This is a genomic window from Rubinisphaera italica, from assembly GCF_007859715.1.
GTDB classification, from domain to species: Bacteria; Planctomycetota; Planctomycetia; order Planctomycetales; family Planctomycetaceae; genus Rubinisphaera; species Rubinisphaera italica.
In genome coordinates this window covers 3,708,826-3,726,137 of record NZ_SJPG01000001.1, presented here as the reverse complement: position 1 = coordinate 3,726,137, position 17,312 = coordinate 3,708,826, and the positions used below count along the sequence as shown (strand labels likewise).

Sequence of the window (17,312 nt, the reverse complement as noted above, 5' to 3'; positions counted from 1 at the left end):
CTGAATCACACGGCTGGAATTTAAGGCTTGTTTTTCGGTGTCACCAGGACCGAATCCTCATCATCGTAGGAGTGTTTCAATTCGACGAGCCGCCGGTTGTAGCAGGCGATCGTTTCTTTGCGTCGAAGCATGCCAATGATAATTCCACGGTCCGTCGAGGAGACAACGGGGAGTTCATCCAGATTCTTCATTGTGAAATGCATGAGAGCCGTATTGAGGTTGTCGTCAGCAGTGATCGTAATCGGATTGACCGTCATTACGTCGCCAGCGTTGGCAAGACTCCAGATATGCTCGTTATACAGATAGGCTCGCACATCATCGGAAGAGAAAATTCCGACCAACCGACCTTTTTCATCAACAACAGGATAATAATGCTGATGGGTATCGGCGACGATGTGGACAATCTGTTCGAGCGGCATCGATTCGGGGATCATTCGCAACGGGCGATTCTTGCGATAAACTTCTTCCACTCGAATTCCTTCCAGCACATCGACAATAAAATCACCTCGATGTGCAGGAGATTCGAGCCGGGAGTGGACCTGCTGTAAGTACAAATTGTGCTTTCTCATCATCAGAAAGCAGAGCGTCGAAACCCACATCGTCGGAATGAGCAGTTTATATTCACCCGTCAATTCCGAAACCATAATGATCGTTGAAATCGGGGCGTTAATACATCCCGCGATAAATCCTGCCATCCCGACAACGCCATAGGCCTGAGGTTGATGAATCAATCCTTCCGGGAACAGAGGCTGAAGAAACTGAGCAACTGCAACTCCTGTGCAGCCTCCAATGACCATGGAAGGACCGAAGACTCCTCCTGATCCCCCCGAGCCAACAGTAAACGAGGTCGCCACAATTTTTCCAAGCACAATGGCTGCCAGTACCCCGATGGCCAGAGGCTGAGCTCCGGTCAATGCATTCTGGAGAGTTCCATATCCGCGACCAGCGATGCCCATTACGGAATCCTGTCCCGGAATAGAAAAGAAAAATAATAGCGTGATCACTCCCGAAGAAAACGCGCCCAACCCGACGCGTGCAAACAATGGGAGCTTGATTTTCTCGAACAGGTTGTGAGTGTTGTGATAGGTTTTGGTAAACAGAATGCCAACAAAAACGATCACAATCGCCATGATTGTGTACGGTATCAGTTCGAATGGCGATAGAAAATTGAATCGCAGTTCCTGCCCGAACAACGGCATATATCGAATTTCTTGCGGGAGAAACATGGAATAAACGCCATAAGCAATGATGGACGACATTGCCGCTGGTACAATCACTTCAGCTTCGAAGTCGGCATCTTTATATAAAATTTCTGCAGCAAATAACGCACCGGCCAGCGGTGCCCGAAAGATCGCACCAACACCAGCTCCCATACCGGCAGCCAGTAAGATCCGACGATCGCGTCTCGTCAAATGGAGACGTTGGCCCAGCCAGGCTCCCAAAGCCGCCCCGATTTGAGCAATCGGACCTTCACGACCACCCGAGCCACCCGTTCCTACGGTGATAGAAGTGGTGAGGATTTTCACCCAGACAATTTGCCACCGCAAATAACCTTGACGAAAGTGAAATGCATGGATTGTCGCCCCGGTTCCTGAGCCTGACGCATCTGTGGCAAATCTCTGCAACAGATAGCCAGAGAGTAATCCCCCAAGGGTCACCACCAGTAACAAAATCCAGGGCTCTGGGCCTCGTGATAAATCCAGCAGGCTCGCAAACGGGTCAAATTCTCCCTCGGCTTCGCCCGGATTAAACCCGACTAGTCCCCGTAGAACGATGGTTTCAACGAACAGAGAAAGATGGTCAAAGACAACCGTGACTAGCCCAACCACAACACCTAAAATCATCGAGAGCAGAAACCATTTGCTGGAGAGCTGGAAATCTCGGGATTCCATACGCTCTAATAGCTTGCGGAGCCAACTCAAAGGGAGACGCATCTCAGTTTCTGACGGTCGGTAGGTGTTATGGGTTTCTGGAAAAGCTTCCGAACAATATCATTCAAGGCAGATCCCTTCAAGTAGCCGCGATTTGATCTGTTATGTAATCGCGAAGTAAGATCAACAGAAACGAATTTGAACCACCGATGGACACAGATAAACACTGATGCGAAATATCTGCGTTCATCCGCGGTTCCATTTTTCTGAAAAAAGTCCTCTTAGCATTCGAACTGCAACTCAATAAAGGAACATGATGCTGATTCTTGGGCTGGAATGTACGGGCAAAAAGAGTTCTGTTGCTTTAGTGCGCGATGAGAAATTGATTGCGATTTCGCCGCTCCAGTCCGATTTCGGACAACCGACTCAGAAACTGTTTTCGACTGTGCAATCGCTTTGCCAGGATAACGAGGTTTCCTGGTCTGAGATCGAATTGCTGGCAATCACACACGGGCCTGGAAGTTTTACTGGATTGCGTGTTGGCATTACGTTCGCGAAGACGTTTGCTTATGTGACGGGGTGCCCTCTCAAAGCGGTTTCAACTTTTGCAGCAACCGCACAAGGTCTGACTATCTCTTGCGAACGGGTCGAAGTCATTGAAGACCTGCGAAAAGGTCAGGTTGCCTGGCAACGGTTTGAAGTTCAGGATGATGTCTGGATTCCTTCTGGTCCTCTCATAGCCGAAGAGCTAGATGTCTGGAAAAACCACGATCATTCCGGTGTCATCTATGCAGGTCTGGGAATTCCCAGACTGACTCGCCAACTTCCCAATCAGACCTGGCCTGCAGATTGGAAACTGGCCCCTGAAGATGACTGGTCTCCCGATGCAGCCACTGTTGCTCGTTGTGGACGCCTGCGTTTTCTTGAAGAAGGCAGCGACGATCCTTTTCAGCTTCAGCCGTTATACATTCGACGCAGTGCAGCCGAGGAAAAAGCACAGGCAAAGTAATAGCAATTGTATCTATTGTGCCTCGACAAACTCTGCCAATCCCGTTTCCACAAGTTCGCTACCCGTGACAAACCTTCCCGGCTGGGTCCAGGCATCCAGTTTTGAGCGTTCAATCGGAAACAATGTTACCAGCATATTTTCGATCACTTCCTGCAACTGCTGAAAGTGACGCGTCCACTCGGCTGCTTCTTCCAGCCGTACGTTTTCTTCGCTCTCCCATTTCATCGGATGGAACAGGTGTGTTGAATGTGGTGTGACAAACCGTTTGCGACAAGCGGCGAAGGGTAAAAGAGCAGCCGAGGAACATTCTCCCAACACAATGCCAGTCGCTTTAAGTCCACGAACCTGCATCAGCGTGACGAGAGACATGGCCGTGTAAACACTCCCGCCGTTGGAGTCGAAATACAGTGTTCCCGAACTGTTTTTCGGTACTTCGACCAGCGTTTCCAGTAGCTCGACGTGCCGATCGTTGAAGTCACCGGCGATCAGTAATTCCCAGTTTCGATTGGACTCATCAACTTTTCCGCCTCGCATGGGAGCAGGAGAGGAGGATTTACTGCGTTTGGAAGATTCTGAATTTCGAGGGGAGGTCATCAAGGTGAGTTCTAATTGATAAGTGGTAGGTCAGGCTAAAGAACTTTGTATTTCATAAGATCAATTGCTTGTGTTTTAGCGATGTCATTGCCATAAAATCCGATTTTATAAATATCATCATCCATGATTTTACGATGAATCAATTCTCTTTTTACAATTTCGGATTCAAAGAGATTGTCCTCGTACATCGCTTCAATCAACTGGAGATTAGAGAGTTGAATAAGGCTTTGAGCAATTTCCTGCCTATGTGTTGGTTGAAATCTAAACTGTCCTGTTCGAAATTTTTCAAATGCGATGTCATTAATTTGCAGCATCGCGTCCTGTTTTGACTTGAACAGATTGTCACAATCAAGTTGTCTCTCAAAGCCAAGAATTTCACAGCGAAGAACATGTCGACAGCCGTTTCCGTGTCCCATGTAAAAGTCATACAGGTTATATCATTTTCTGAAATCAACATTTAGCAGTAACTCACTGAGATTGATTTTCGCTTTACTGCAAGTTTTTCATTCAAAAACAGCCATTACTTTTTCCGGGACTTCCGTCAATCGCGACCAGTGATGCTTCGTTTTTCCATCCAGGTCTGCGAGATACATATCTGATACACAGATGCTTTCGACAGTTTGTCGCAGATCGTCTCCCCAGGTTTTTTTGACATATTCGAGCCCGGACTCAGGTCCGCCTCCAGTAATCGTGAAGATGACCTGCTGTTTTTCAGGGTCGTATCTCCAGCTGTATTCGATTCTCAGGTGCGAGCCGACAAACATGCGGGCCATCATGTTGGCCTGATAATAAATGGTAGCTGTTCTGTCCTCGCGGACAATCAGATGTCGCTCGCCGTAGTACTGTGAATGCCAGGTTCCCAAGACAATGGCGTCAATCTGCTCTTTAGTCAGTTGATCGGGAGTGACTGGTTCCTGAGGCAATTCCAGTTCTTTTTCAGGCTCTTTGACTCCAGAGTTTGCAGAACTGCTTGTCTCAGTTGGGGAACTAGAGCTGATTTCTGTAGGGAGAGATCGTTTTTCCGGATAGGCAGGCATCCAGATCGCCCAGGCAGTGACCACTCCCAGAACAACAATTAAACCGAGCAGTTTGCTTTTCCCCGAAATTGATCGAGAAGTCCGCTGTGTGGAATCATCCATCACGTTTCTCTCCATAGTGCCTTTTCAAGGCTTAGAATTGAGCGTCGATACCAGTTCAATGCACTCCTATAAGTGCATGTCCAAGATCATCAACCCGAATTATTAACACAAATGATGCTTGAGTTATGAAGTTTCCGGTGCTGTGAGATACAGATTCACATCAAAAAATTGTAGACTAATCGATGACGAGTGTCATCAGCACAATTAGGAGTGGACACGAAAACACTATTAATTATCGCACAGGCCAGCTTTGGAGTTGAAAGCAGAACTATGAGTATCGACTGGTCCGGATTGCGTACAATTATTGACAACAACCAGCATTTTGTGATTACCAGCCACGTCCGGCCCGATGCTGATGCCTTGGGCTCTGAACTTGCATTGACAGGATTGCTGGAATCGATGGGGAAAACCGTCGAGATTATCAATCCGAGTTCAACTCCGAAACATCTTTATTTTCTCGATCCCGAGAACAAAGTCCATTGCCTCAACGATTCGTCAGCCTTGTCGGAATCTCTGCAGAAATGCGATGTCCATATCATTGTCGATACCAGCGCATGGATTCAAATTGGCGATGTCGGCAAAAAGATGCAGAAGTCGGACTCCATCAAGGTCGTGATCGATCATCACGCCAGTTCCGATGATTTGAGTGCTCACGAATTCAAAGATGTGACTTCACCGGCTGCCGGCTGTTTGATTTATGATTTGATGGTTGATTGCGGGTATCAACCGACTCCTCAAGAAGCCAACGCTTTGTATTCAGCCATCGCCACCGATACCGGCTGGTTCCGCTTTCCGGCGACCACAGCCGAGACGATGCAAATCATTTCGGATCTCATGAAAGCCGGTGCCAGTCCATCGGAGCTTTACACTAAGTTGTACGAGCAGGCCTCGCTCGAACGACTCAAGCTTTCAGGCATTGCATTACAGCGGGTGCAACTCGCCTGTGAAGGTCAGCTCGTTTATACCTACGTGACTCAAGCTGATTTTGCCGAAACGAAAGCACATCCAGCCGACACCGAAAGCCTCGTCAACGAGTGCATGAAAATTAAAGGAACACGAGCCGCCTTCATTCTCGTTCAACAACAAAACCGCCAGATCAAAGCCAGCCTCCGCAGCCGGGAAGGGGTCGATGTCACCTTAGTCGCCGAACAATTCGGCGGCGGCGGTCATCGACTCGCCTCCGGCGCGATGATTACGGGATCGATGGAAACCGTCATCGAAAAGTTGATCGAACTCTTCCAGATTCAACTCGGGACACCAGCAGTTGCGTCGGAATAAAAATACAAGCACGAATCGCAAGCGAGTGAGTCGACGCCATCACTGTCAATAAGTTGTGAGTTTATTGTTCAACTCAGGGTTAAATAAAAATGGCACAGTCCACTAGGGTTGATCGATTTAAACAATACGTATCTGATTGCTATCCATTTGGAGTGTTAATTTTATTGGCATTCGTAGTGGTTTTGGGTTGCGATTCAAATAATTCCTCCTTGACTGAACAGAATCCATTTGGTGAGGTTTATTTATCTGAAGAAAAGTTTAAAAAAGAGGTCTACAAAAATGAGGAGAATTACAAAATCGTTTCAAATGCTGCAACTGTCGAAGCATTTACTATTGATCCCTCTTCCCAGTGGCAAAGTTGGGGCCAAGCCACTGTAGAGGATTATCCCATCATTGAAGGCCCAGTTGGATTAAATCCTGAGATTGCTTCTGAATTTATCAATTTTATGACTTCAAAAAAGTCTTTCAATGTGATTCTTGGCGCCAAGGGATGCAGGCCAATGCCGGGAGTAAGAATAAAATTTACTGGCAAAGTGAAGAGCATTGATGTACTGATCTGCTTTTTGTGCGCTCACCTTGGTGTGTTTGAAGATGGAGAACTGATTGGATGGGGAGATTTTGATTGCACAGAAAAACGCTTGATTCGCTTAGTGCAGAGTGTGTTTCCGGATGATCCGAAGATTCAGGAACTCTCTAAATAGATTTTCTCTGAATATTTTCTTGTCCCCAAGGGGGACCTTGGGGACAAGAAAATCCGACACACTCGCTTGCGCTTCGTGCTTGTAAATTCAGTCATCACTGAGAGTTCAAACTACCAGTTTCCAACTCCACCAGAGTTGATGTCTGGCCGCTCGATGATCCATTCGCGGCAATTGTTTCACCACGTTGAATCATGGCCGGAGCAGAAGCCTTGGAGTGATCCTTCCCCTTATAGACATTGAAATCGTTGAAGAAGAAGCGTTTTGCAATGCGATAAGCCCAGCTCTTTTCCGGAACTTCACTGCCGGGATTGTATTGAGAGGTGCGAACGGTCATCGCCTTCAGTTCCGGGAGAGCCGTCTTGCGGGCAGTCACATCTTTGGCGCCGTGCTTTTCGACAAGATTTGCCAGCAGGTCGGGACGTTCAAGCACAATGCAGCCTCGGGTGGTGTCGGCTGCCAGTTCGCGGAATTCTCGCAGGAAAGCCGAGCCGTTGATTTTTTCTTTGATCGTTCGGCCTTCTTCGTGGATCGAATCGGTACTGAATTGAATGATCGGGCAGGGTTCGACATCGCCCCATGGATTGATGTGATGCGTGATTCCCGTCGCAGCCGGGCAGAGCGCGCCCCCTTCGCCATCGAAGTAGGCATCGACAATGATGATTGGCTTTTTGGCACGCATCTCGACAACGAACTTGCGAGCGCGGAGTTGCTGTTCGGGAGTCAGACATAAATCGGGAGACGAATTCGGGCCCATCGGACGATAAACGTGAAACCAGGTGTACATCACGCCCATCTCGATCAGGCGATCGACCCACGATTCCTGCAGCAGATCGTCAATATTCGTCTGGCAAAGACTGGTGCAAACTCCAGTGAAGATTTTATTGTTCAGGCAATTCTGAATACCATCGATCGTTTTGTCATAAACACCCGCCCGCCCGCGACGTTCATCGCTGACGATTTCGTTGCCTTCAACACTGATCAGCGGCGTGACATTTCCCAGTTTACGCAGTCGTTTGGCAACTTCATCGGTTATGAAATGACCATTCGTAAAGACCTGGAAATAACAATCGGGGTGTTCGGCGAGCATATCGAGCAAGCCGCTGTGCATGAACGGTTCACCACCAACGATGCCGAAAAAGACATTCCCCTCGGCTTTGGATTCATTCACAAGCCGATGAAAGGCTTCCGGCTCAATTCGCTGTTGTTTGTGAGCGACATCGACCCAGCATCCCTGACACCGCAAATTGCAGCTGTTGATGATGGATACGTACAGAAATGGGGGGAAGTACTCGCCTTTTTTCATCCGTCTTTTATGCAACTGAACCGAGCGGCTCCCTTTCAGCCCCATGTTGTAGAACAATTTCCACAGCAAGCGTTTATCACTTTCCATGAGAATTCGCTTGGCCAACCGAAGGTACATATCTTATTCCTGTCGTGAAGTAATTCACTTAATGTTTGAATGAATAATATCATCATAACCATAAACCAGTGTCGATCTCGACCGAAATTGGATTTTAGGGTTGGACTCGCCAGATTTTGGACTTCAAAAGCACATCCATAATTGAATTCCTTGCGAACTTTATGAAAAACGAGGGTGGCGGGGGCGCTCTCGAAGAGAAGCCCCCGAATAGCAGAACAATGTTCGGGGGCTTCCGCTAAAGCGGAGCGCCCCCGCCACCCCAAAGTGAATTTGACTTAATTACGATTTGTTAGACGTTCTTGGATAAGTTTGTGCAGTCATCTCTTTCCTCAGGCTTATAGCATGGCTACGATGAATTTTTTATAATTGTTATACTTTCCTGTGACAGATGCACAATCCTCTGATGAGTCTGCAGTGCGGGGACCTCTTCCGCAGACATTAAGAGGCTGATGAGAGAATAGATACGGACTGATGGATTTCAGCTCATCGAAGGGACTGGCCAAAGAACTTGTTGTCATGCGGCTGATCACTAAAGATCAGGCGAATGCCAGCCTGCGTAAACTGGGTGGCAAGAATAAGACCGGCTCCGACCTGCTCGATGTGATGCTTGAAACGTCCGTACTCACGCCATTTCAGGTTGAAAGTATCAAACGACTCGATACCGATGTGCTCATTCTGGGTGGCTGTAAGTTGCTCTATCCCAATGCCGCAGGAAGTTTTGCACGGGTGTTTCGAGCAGAAGAAATTGAGACTGGAAAAGTCGTAGCCGTCAAATTGCTTCGGCATCGATGGGTTAATGATCCCGAAACAGTCGATTTGTTTCGGCGCGAAGCTGAACTCGGGATGAAACTGAAGCATCCGAATATCGTGCCGATTCACAGTGTTGGTTCTGAGAACGGCTATCACTTTTTCATCATGGATTTTGTTCAGGGAGGCAATCTCAAGGATTTCGTACAGATCCGCAAACAGATTGAACCTGCAGAAACCGTGAAATATGCGATTGATATGGCTCGAGGTCTCGAGTATGCCCTCAAGCTCGGGTTTACGCATCGCGATTTGAAAATGACCAATGTCGTTTTCAGCGTCGATGGGTCGGCCAAATTGATCGATTTCGGTTTGGCAACCGATGACGAATTGCTTGAAAAAGTTGGTGATGGAGGCGTCCAGCATGCTCTCGAATATTCGACACTGGAAAAGAAAACCGGAGCCCCCCGTAACGATCCCCGTAGCGATTTGTTCTTTCTGGGAACCATCCTTTATGAAATGTTACTGGGAGAACCGCCTTATCCTCGAACTCGCAGTCGAGAAGAACGCAAACAGATTACCCGCTATCGAAATATTCGTGCACTGAGCGATGCAATGCCCGGCTGCCCGAGGCAGGTTTCATTTATTATTGATCGTCTACTTCACATCAATCCTGATGAACGTTATCAGTCCCCGACCGAATTACTAACCGATTTGATGGAAGCAAAAGCTAAGCTCGATATGACTGCGGCGGCTCAGCAGAAAGATGAGGAATCGGGAGAATTGGAACTGCCTGAGGAAGTGATTCTGATGTGCATCGAACGCCGCCCTCGTGAGCAGGATGTCCTGCGAGATTATTTCAATCGGCATGGTTTTCGGGTGCTCGTTATTTCTGATGTCGAACGAGCAGTCAGGCGGATAAATACTGATCCGCCTCACATCGTTCTGTGTATGACGACCCTTCGGAATGGAGAAAATCTACAGGATGTCTACGAAGATTTGATTGCTGCTGTCTCGATCAAACGCATTCCGACCTTGATGATGGTTGCGGATGTGGATGCCGATCACAAAATACCAGCAGGTCGCGAAACCATTATTCATCTTCGTCCACAGCCAATGGCCTTAAGGGATATGCGAAAAGAATTAACAATTGTCGGTCAGCAGGCGGGGATTATTCCTAAAGAAGTCCCGAAATAATTTCTTTGGGCGAGTCGAGTCAGTAATGACTCGTACCCACCCGTCGCATGACTGCGCCAGCTCACCTGATTTCCTTAGAGTTGTAACAAACCTCAAATCTAACGCCTAATGCCTAATGCCTGACACCTTCGAACAAGAAGTTCTCGCTGTCTACGACTGGGTCGATGCCCAGGTCGCTGCTGCCAGTCCACGTTGTGATATCAGTGGACGATGTTGTCGGTTCAAAGACTATGGTCACAAACTCTTTCTAACCAGAATCGAAGCGGACATTCTGTTCCGTAAGGAACTGCCTACTGAACACAATACCCCTGAAAAAACGGCTCGCGAAGCGGTCAACCAGGCCTGCCCATATCAACACAAAGGCTTATGTACGGCTCGGGAAAATCGTCCGACGGGGTGCCGAATCTTCTTTTGCGACCCAGCTTATGACGAAAAATGCTGTGAAATAACCGAAGCAGCGATTCTGCAACTAAAAAAATTACATGAAAAGTATCATAAGCCATGGGAGTATAATGAGTTATCTCATTTTTTTGACCAGTCGAATCGTGAATTCCTATCCAATGAGCCCAATGAGCGGGTTGACAGTAAATCCTCACTGTGAATACACTTAGATCGCTCCCGGTGTGGGAGGGGTTGTTTGCAGTCGAGCCAGGATAAGGGATTTTCAGCCGTGACTAAAAAAGAGATTGTGAAGGCGATTTCTGAAGAACTCGGCCTGACGCAATTGCAAACGAAAGCGATCGTGCAGAAGACGTTCGAGTCGATCATCGATACGCTGGTGGAAGATCCCAAGCATCGCATCGAACTGCGTAACTTCGGCGTTTTTGAAGTGAAAAAACGTGCCGCCCGGAAAGCTCGTAATCCCCGCACGAATGAACGGGTCGATGTCGAAGAGAAGTACGTCGTGACCTTCAAGCCGGGCAAAGAGATGGAAGAACGCGTCAGCCAGCTGATGCTCGATAAAGAACGCCAGGCCGCTGAAAGCGAAAACGTTTCTGCATCAGCAGAAATCAGTCCTTCGACTCCCATTGAATCGACTCCAACTGCACCACTTTCCGATGTGCCACCAGAAAGTTCACCGGCTGAAGAGATTGCAGAAATCGAATCTCCACCGGTTTCTTCGCCTTATAATCAGTAGGCTGAATCTACTTAATGCAGATGCAAGTGGCACAGACATTCCTGTCTGTGCTTTTTTTGTTGGATAATTGCTTTTTGGTCAGTCGTGTGTCAAAGAGTGGACATGCAGTCACGCTCTGTCTCCATCAACATGGCAAAATCGGAAAAATCGGCATATTTTACCTGATTCGATTCACTATGAGTTTCCGTAAAGACGATATCAACACCAGAGAGACATCCTCTGTCGAGGGGTAAATTATACGTCATCAGCAATTCTCTGTTGGAATTGTGAAACGCCCCCCAGATTCAGACTGACTGTGTGCAAACGAGATGACATCGTTTGTGTGTTGCATGGAGGCGACAATGCGGAGATTCATTTGCATCCTCATACTGGTTGCGATTGCCGGGACTCAGGTCGGCTGTTTTGTACCGATCTGGTCGGCAGAACGCGACCGCCGAGCACGCCAATTGATCTATCAATCTGAATCCTTCCGGCACGTTCCCAATATCTGGGAACGCATCTGGGGTTTGGATATGCCCGATCTGGCGACACCGTACCGAACTCACGGCGGCGTGATCTAGAGCATTATGCATGTGCAAACACTGGTTCATAATGCTCCGGCGAACCGAGCCAGTCATGGCTCGGGTTTTGCCATGATCATTGTTCAGTGATAGTAGATAATTTCCAGCCAATATGGGCCTGGCGCGACTTCATTTGTATCAGTACAAGTCGGGCGATACACTTTGGCTGTGAAATCACTTGAGAATCATTAACGCTCAGCGTGTTTATTCACGTTGAGCGTTTTTTTGATTCTGCAGCAGTACCTGACCGACAGTAATTGAATCCGTGACTGATACTTCCCTGAATGTGACCTTGGGACGACTTCGTCTCCGAAATCCAATCCTGACCGCGTCCGGCACGTTCGGATATGCACGGGAAATGGCTCCCTTCGTCGATTTCAAAGAGCTCGGCGGCATCATCCCCAAAACAGTCACCCGGGAAGCCCGAATTGGAAATCCGCCGCCTCGCACTATCGAAACTGCATCGGGCATGCTCAATTCTATCGGGCTCGATAACGACGGACTTGATGTCTTCATCCAGAAGCATATCCCTTACCTGCAGGAACTCGATACGGCTGTCATTGCGAATATCGCCGGTCGAAGTGTCGAAGATTACCAGACGATGGCCGCAAAACTGGCACCTTTCGAGAAGCTGGCGGGGCTCGAACTGAATATCTCCTGTCCGAATGTAAGTGGTGGAGTCGATTACGGTACAAATCCCGAATCGACGGAAGAAGTTGTGAGAGCTGTCCGCAATGCGTGCGATCATCCCATCATCGCCAAATTGACGCCCAATATCACGAATATCGTCCCGATTGCCGATGCTGCCAAACGAGGCGGAGCCGATGCGGTTTCACTGATCAATACTCTCCAGGGAATGGCGATTAACTGGCGAACCCGAAAACCGATTCTCGGAAACATTATGGGCGGTTTGAGTGGACCAGCTATCAAACCTGTTGCATTACGGATCGTTCATCAAGTCAAGCGAGCCGTTGATATTCCGATTATTGGTGTCGGAGGCATATCAAGCATCGATGATGTGATGGAGTTTCTGGTCACAGGGGCTTCAGCAGTGCAGGTCGGCACGGCTACTTTTTTCAATCCCTCTGTCAGTGGCACATTAACGCAACAACTACGCAGTGTGATGCAGGAACAAGGTATAGAACGTCTCGAAGATTTCATCGGAACCTTACGCATCGACCAGCAACCGCGATCTCCTGTGATGGAATCGACCAATATTGCCAAAAATTAATTTTCCGACTGAATCATTAGCACGTATCTCGTGTCTGACATATTACATGGGTGGCGGGGGCGCTCTCGAAGAGAAGCCCCCGAAAAGTTGATACGTCACGGGGGCTTCCGCTAAAGCGGAGCGCCTCCGCCGCCCAATCATCACTACTAATAAAGCAGCGAAATTACCGATGCGAGTACTTTCCGGCATTCAACCGACAGGCCGATTTCACTGGGGCAACTATTTTGGTGCCATCCAGCAATACATCGCTCTGCAAAACAACGAGCAAGCTTTCTACTTCATTGCTAATCTACATGCACTGACTACAGTTCGCGATCCAGCTCTCCTTCAGGAATACGTCTGGGAAGCAGCGGTCGATTTGTTGGCATTGGGTTTAGATCCTGATCAGGCTAGCCTGTTTGTGCAGTCTGATGTGCCGGAAATTTCTGAGCTGACTTGGTTGCTGATGACGGTCACTCAAATGCACCTCCTCGAAAAATGCCATGCCTATAAAGATAAGAAGGCCAAGGGGATTGCAGCCGATGCCGGTCTGTTCACATATCCTGTTCTGATGGCTGCCGACATTATTTTGTACGACAGCGATGTCGTTCCGGTTGGGAACGATCAGGTACAGCACATCGAAGTGACCCGGGATGTGGCCCAGCGATTTAATCATCTCTACGAAACTGAAGTGTTCGTATTGCCTAACGCAAGTGTGCTCGATCAGACCGCTAAAGTTCCCGGCACCGATGGCGAGAAAATGTCGAAAAGTTATAACAATACCATCGAAATCTTTTTGCCAGAAAAGAAGCTGAAAAAGAAGATCAATTCGATCAAAACCGATTCCAAAGCCGTCGAAGATCCCAAAGATCCCGAGTCCTGCCCGGTTTATGCTCTGTATCGTCTGTTTGCGGATGAGCAACATCAGCAGGAATTGGCAGAACGTTATCGAGCCGGTGGAATGGGATACGGTGAAGCTAAAAAACAGGTGTTGGATGCTGCTCTGGAGTACTTCGGCGAGGCTCGTGAAAAACGACTGCAACTCGAAGCGGATCCCGATTATGTTCGAGATGTCCTCAAAGCCGGAGCAAAAGCCGCCAGGGAGAAGGGCCGTACTGTTCTGGAACGTGCCCGGGATGCCTGCGGTCTGAAACAGTTTGCGACTGGTCAATAGATATTTGAACAAAGGTTGGCTGGGGGCGTAGCGAAGCAAAGCCCCAGAGTTGCAGACATAAAATTACAAGCACGAAGCGCAAGCGAGTGTGTCCACTAATGCCGTTTAGACACACTCGCTTGCGCTTCGTGCTTGTATTCTCAACATCAAATCATTTCACTCGTTCCCAAGGAGGACCTTGGGAACGAGTACAACATGACCTGCTCATGGTGGACTCCTGATCGCCAAGAATCTCCCAGTCCGAAAAATTCACACGAAATTCTTTGAGAATCTGAGGGAATGGGGATAGGGAACTGGAAACAGAATGGCGCATGGGTATGATAAAGTTGTATGCGAGAGATACCATCAGTTCTTTGCAGCTGCTGCATAAAAGTACGATCCGTAGCCGATTGCACATCAAAATCTGAGTTTTGAATTCCTCCGGCTGCTCGAATCCCATTAAAATGGGCTCCCCTGATTATCGCTGACTCTTTCGGAACGTAAATTCATGGCCGAACTGTTTCACGAATGTGGCATTGCTGCGGTTTATCATCTCATTCACGATGATGTCTCCCCGCTTGTCCCAAATAACGACCAGAATCAAACAGCCGCTTTGATTCCTCGCCTGCTCCTCGATATTCAGAATCGAGGTCAGCTCGCAGCCGGAATGACGAGCTACAACACCGAGCGAAAGCAGCTCATCCGCACTCATAAAGATATTGGCGGAGTGAATGAAGTTTTCCGACTGGGACGCAAAGAAAAAGCCGAGCAACTGATCAAAGAGTACAACGGACGAGCCGCCATTGGCCACGTTCGCTACGCCACCTGCGGCACCGATGACCGCAGTTATGCACAACCGTTTGAACGTTCTCATGTGCAAAAATCCAAATGGTTCAGTTTTGGATTCAACGGCCAACTGGCCAACTATCAGAAACTTCGAGAGCAAATTGAAGAACAGGACGATTTCCATCTGGCTCGTGAAACCGATACGGAAATCATTATGCATCTGCTCTCTCAGGATTTCTCAATTCATGGCCGAGGCGATCTCGTCGGCACCATGAGCCGCATGAGTAAAAAACTCGATGGTGCTTATAACATTGTCTTCCTTAATGCTCGCGGCGATATGTTTATTGCTCGCGATCCTCTTGGCATCCGTCCAGTCTGTTATGCGATTGATGGCCCGATGTTTGCCGCGGCCAGCGAAAGTGTCGCGCTCTGGAATCTCGGTTTCGACAATTCCAGCATACGCACTCTTGAACCGGGTGAAATGATTCTCGTTCAGCATGGTCGCATCGAAAAACATCGATTTGCCGAAAGTCCTCGAAAAGCACATTGTTTCTTCGAATGGATCTACTTCGCCAACGCCGCCAGCTCTCTCGACGAACGCAGCGTCTATCTTTCACGAACACAACTCGGCGTACATCTGGCCAAGCAGGAAAGGCTGGAAATCGACGAAGATACTATTGTCGTTCCCGTTCCGGATACCGCCAAGTCTGCTGCTTCTGCGATGGCCTACGAACTGAATATTCCGTGTCTGGAAGGTTTGATGCGAAATCGTTATGTCGGGCGAACATTTATTGAATCGAAAGATCGAGCCGACAAAGTCCGCCTGAAATTCACTCCGCTCCCAGAAGTCTTCCGCAATCGCAAAGTGATTCTCGTCGAAGATTCGATCGTCCGCTCGACGACAATGAAAGGACTGATCGATCAAATCCGAGTTCGTGGTGGAGCCAAGGAAATTCACGTCCGCGTTGCCTGTCCGCCGATTATCTCTCCCTGCTTTTATGGCATCGATATGTCCAACATCGGCGAATTGTTCGCACCGAAATTCATGGACGGCCCGGAAATGACCCCGGCTATCGAAGCAGCGATGGCGAAAAAACTGGGAGCCGACTCCTTGCGATATCTTCCAATTGACACATTGCACGAAAGCATTGGCATCGAGGAAAGCTCACTCTGTCGTGCATGCGTCAATTCCGAGTATCCGACCGAAGCAGGTCGCGAACTGTATCAGCTGGCTCTTGAATACAAAGACGATCCTGAACGTGCACAAAGCGAGCGGGCTTATGATGTTCAGACTTTGATGTCGACGCGGTCTTAAAACTATGTATTGCTTAGTTGACTGTAGCAACCTGTCCTTCTCCATGGGGAGCGGTGTTCTTTCCTTCTCCTTGGGGAGCGGTTTCCTTTCCTTCTCCTTGGGGAGAAAGTGGCCGAAGGCCGGATGAGGGGGGCGCTTCGATGTTTTTATTGTAATCAACATCGATTGCCCCTCGCCCTAACCCTCTCCCGGAGGGAGAGGGGACTTCGAGATTGAGAAGAACGCTGATTGTGAACCCACTCAATTCTTCTTTTCAAACTTAGGATCTGGTTTTGCTTCGATAGGCCCGATCACGATCGGCTTAACGCCCGTGCCTTCATAACCTTTTTCCGGTTTACCGTTTTCCTGCAGGTGATTGGTTGCCCAGAGGACGCCTCGGGAAACAACATCCAGCCAGACGTCGGTGTTCATGGTCTCGTTATGATGTCCCAGTGAAGTACCGAACATTTTTGTGCCACCGAATTGATTCGACCAGATCACCACCATGTCACGTTCATTCTCCGCACTGTAAGCAGTGGCCAGTGGCGTGCAGTTCTCCCAGATTTTATCGATCTGATAGAGCTCACCGTTCGGTGTTTCCCATTTCTCTGGAAACGCTTTCATGATCGGATTATCAGGAGCCTGATTCACGACATCGAGGGAAAGTTTGGCTCTGTCGTGACGAACGGAAGTCAGTCCGATTGCTTCTCGCCAGGAGTCCGCCCCTTTAGTTGAGTTGCGGTAACTGTGTAATGCACAGTGAATGAAGACGCCTGGTGTTCCGCCATAGTGAGCAGCCGCAACCGATTTCACAAATTCATCATCTGTCACACCACCAAAACATTCGTTGTGGACAATGATTTCGTAATCCTTGGCCCAGCCTTCCTTTTCGTAGACAGAAACCTTGTGATCTTTCCCCGAACCTCCTTCGTGGACAATATCCCAGCTGATACTTAATCGTTGGCTTAAACCTTCGGTAATGATTCGTTTCTGATTTTCGTAATCGTGACAGCACCCTCCAGTGATCAAGAGACCTTTCAGTTTGGTTGGGGCTTTCGTTTTAGTATCGTCTGCAATCACACGATTTGAAGTTGTCAAATTCAGACAGGCCGTAAGCAGGAGTATCAGAAGAGGAATTGATCGCATGTAAAATCCTTTGTTCAACAATGATTTTGATATTTGGTTTGAATAGTGACTGACTTTCAGACTCCCTATCAT

Annotated in this window: 16 protein-coding genes; 10 read left to right on the top strand and 6 right to left on the bottom strand. The window is 48.4% G+C overall.

Translation table 11 applies throughout. The features are described from left to right. Positions 1 to 20: 20 nt before the first annotated feature. Complete coding sequence (locus Pan54_RS13915; protein WP_146504053.1) at positions 21 to 1,934, bottom strand: chloride channel protein; 1,914 nt, start codon at positions 1,932 to 1,934, stop codon at positions 21 to 23. Between the two features lie 250 nt (positions 1,935 to 2,184). On the opposite strand from Pan54_RS13915, the gene tsaB reads away from it, so the two are divergent. Further along, on the top strand, positions 2,185 to 2,880 hold the full coding sequence (gene tsaB / locus Pan54_RS13910) for a tRNA (adenosine(37)-N6)-threonylcarbamoyltransferase complex dimerization subunit type 1 TsaB (RefSeq protein WP_146504052.1): 696 nt from the start codon (positions 2,185 to 2,187) through the stop codon (positions 2,878 to 2,880). A 12-nt stretch (positions 2,881 to 2,892) separates the two neighbouring features. Here the strand turns inward: tsaB and Pan54_RS13905 are convergent, their stop codons facing one another. The 3 genes from Pan54_RS13905 to Pan54_RS13895 form a co-directional block, all read right to left on the bottom strand. Further along, complete coding sequence (locus Pan54_RS13905; RefSeq protein ID WP_242631325.1) at positions 2,893 to 3,474, bottom strand: ATP-dependent Clp protease proteolytic subunit; 582 nt, start codon at positions 3,472 to 3,474, stop codon at positions 2,893 to 2,895. 35 nt (positions 3,475 to 3,509) lie between these two features. Beyond that, on the bottom strand, positions 3,510 to 3,788 hold the full coding sequence (locus tag Pan54_RS13900; RefSeq protein WP_146504051.1) for a hypothetical protein: 279 nt from the start codon (positions 3,786 to 3,788) through the stop codon (positions 3,510 to 3,512). Positions 3,789 to 3,977: 189 nt separating this feature from the next. Further along, positions 3,978 to 4,613: a hypothetical protein gene (locus Pan54_RS13895; RefSeq protein WP_146504050.1), complete on the bottom strand. Its 636-nt coding sequence runs from the start codon at positions 4,611 to 4,613 to the stop codon at positions 3,978 to 3,980. A gap of 270 nt (positions 4,614 to 4,883) precedes the next feature. Between Pan54_RS13895 and Pan54_RS13890 the strand changes: the two genes are divergently transcribed. Both Pan54_RS13890 and Pan54_RS13885 read left to right on the top strand, forming a co-directional pair. After that, positions 4,884 to 5,891: a DHH family phosphoesterase gene (locus tag Pan54_RS13890; protein ID WP_146504049.1), complete on the top strand. Its 1,008-nt coding sequence runs from the start codon at positions 4,884 to 4,886 to the stop codon at positions 5,889 to 5,891. An 89-nt stretch (positions 5,892 to 5,980) separates the two neighbouring features. Further along, a complete protein-coding gene (locus Pan54_RS13885) occupies positions 5,981 to 6,592 on the top strand; it encodes a hypothetical protein (protein WP_146504048.1) in 612 nt (203 codons plus the stop codon). A gap of 94 nt (positions 6,593 to 6,686) precedes the next feature. Here Pan54_RS13885 and Pan54_RS13880 read toward each other — a convergent pair whose 3' ends face one another. Continuing rightward, the gene (locus Pan54_RS13880; RefSeq protein WP_146504047.1) at positions 6,687 to 8,012 is read right to left on the bottom strand and encodes a radical SAM/SPASM domain-containing protein; all 1,326 of its coding nucleotides are present in this window, start codon (positions 8,010 to 8,012) and stop codon (positions 6,687 to 6,689) included. Positions 8,013 to 8,483: 471 nt separating this feature from the next. On the opposite strand from Pan54_RS13880, the gene Pan54_RS13875 reads away from it, so the two are divergent. The 7 genes from Pan54_RS13875 (at position 8,484) to Pan54_RS13845 (ending at position 16,115) form a co-directional block, all read left to right on the top strand. After that, positions 8,484 to 9,953: a serine/threonine protein kinase gene (locus Pan54_RS13875; protein WP_146504046.1), complete on the top strand. Its 1,470-nt coding sequence runs from the start codon at positions 8,484 to 8,486 to the stop codon at positions 9,951 to 9,953. A gap of 115 nt (positions 9,954 to 10,068) precedes the next feature. Further along, positions 10,069 to 10,554: a hypothetical protein gene (locus tag Pan54_RS13870; RefSeq protein WP_146504045.1), complete on the top strand. Its 486-nt coding sequence runs from the start codon at positions 10,069 to 10,071 to the stop codon at positions 10,552 to 10,554. A gap of 69 nt (positions 10,555 to 10,623) precedes the next feature. After that, positions 10,624 to 11,091, top strand: coding sequence for an HU family DNA-binding protein (locus Pan54_RS13865; RefSeq protein WP_146504044.1), 468 nt, complete (start codon positions 10,624 to 10,626; stop codon positions 11,089 to 11,091). 341 nt (positions 11,092 to 11,432) lie between these two features. Then, positions 11,433 to 11,651 (top strand): hypothetical protein, encoded by a 219-nt coding sequence (locus tag Pan54_RS13860; protein ID WP_146504043.1) that lies wholly within the window; start codon positions 11,433 to 11,435, stop codon positions 11,649 to 11,651. Positions 11,652 to 11,916: 265 nt separating this feature from the next. Further along, positions 11,917 to 12,882 (top strand): dihydroorotate dehydrogenase, encoded by a 966-nt coding sequence (locus tag Pan54_RS13855; RefSeq protein ID WP_146504042.1) that lies wholly within the window; start codon positions 11,917 to 11,919, stop codon positions 12,880 to 12,882. Between the two features lie 169 nt (positions 12,883 to 13,051). After that, complete coding sequence (gene trpS / locus Pan54_RS13850; RefSeq protein ID WP_146504041.1) at positions 13,052 to 14,035, top strand: tryptophan--tRNA ligase; 984 nt, start codon at positions 13,052 to 13,054, stop codon at positions 14,033 to 14,035. Between the two features lie 487 nt (positions 14,036 to 14,522). After that, the gene (locus Pan54_RS13845) at positions 14,523 to 16,115 is read left to right on the top strand and encodes an amidophosphoribosyltransferase (RefSeq protein WP_146504040.1); all 1,593 of its coding nucleotides are present in this window, start codon (positions 14,523 to 14,525) and stop codon (positions 16,113 to 16,115) included. A 240-nt stretch (positions 16,116 to 16,355) separates the two neighbouring features. Here the strand turns inward: Pan54_RS13845 and Pan54_RS13840 are convergent, their stop codons facing one another. Beyond that, positions 16,356 to 17,240, bottom strand: coding sequence for a ThuA domain-containing protein (locus Pan54_RS13840; protein ID WP_146504039.1), 885 nt, complete (start codon positions 17,238 to 17,240; stop codon positions 16,356 to 16,358). Positions 17,241 to 17,312: the final 72 nt, after the last annotated feature.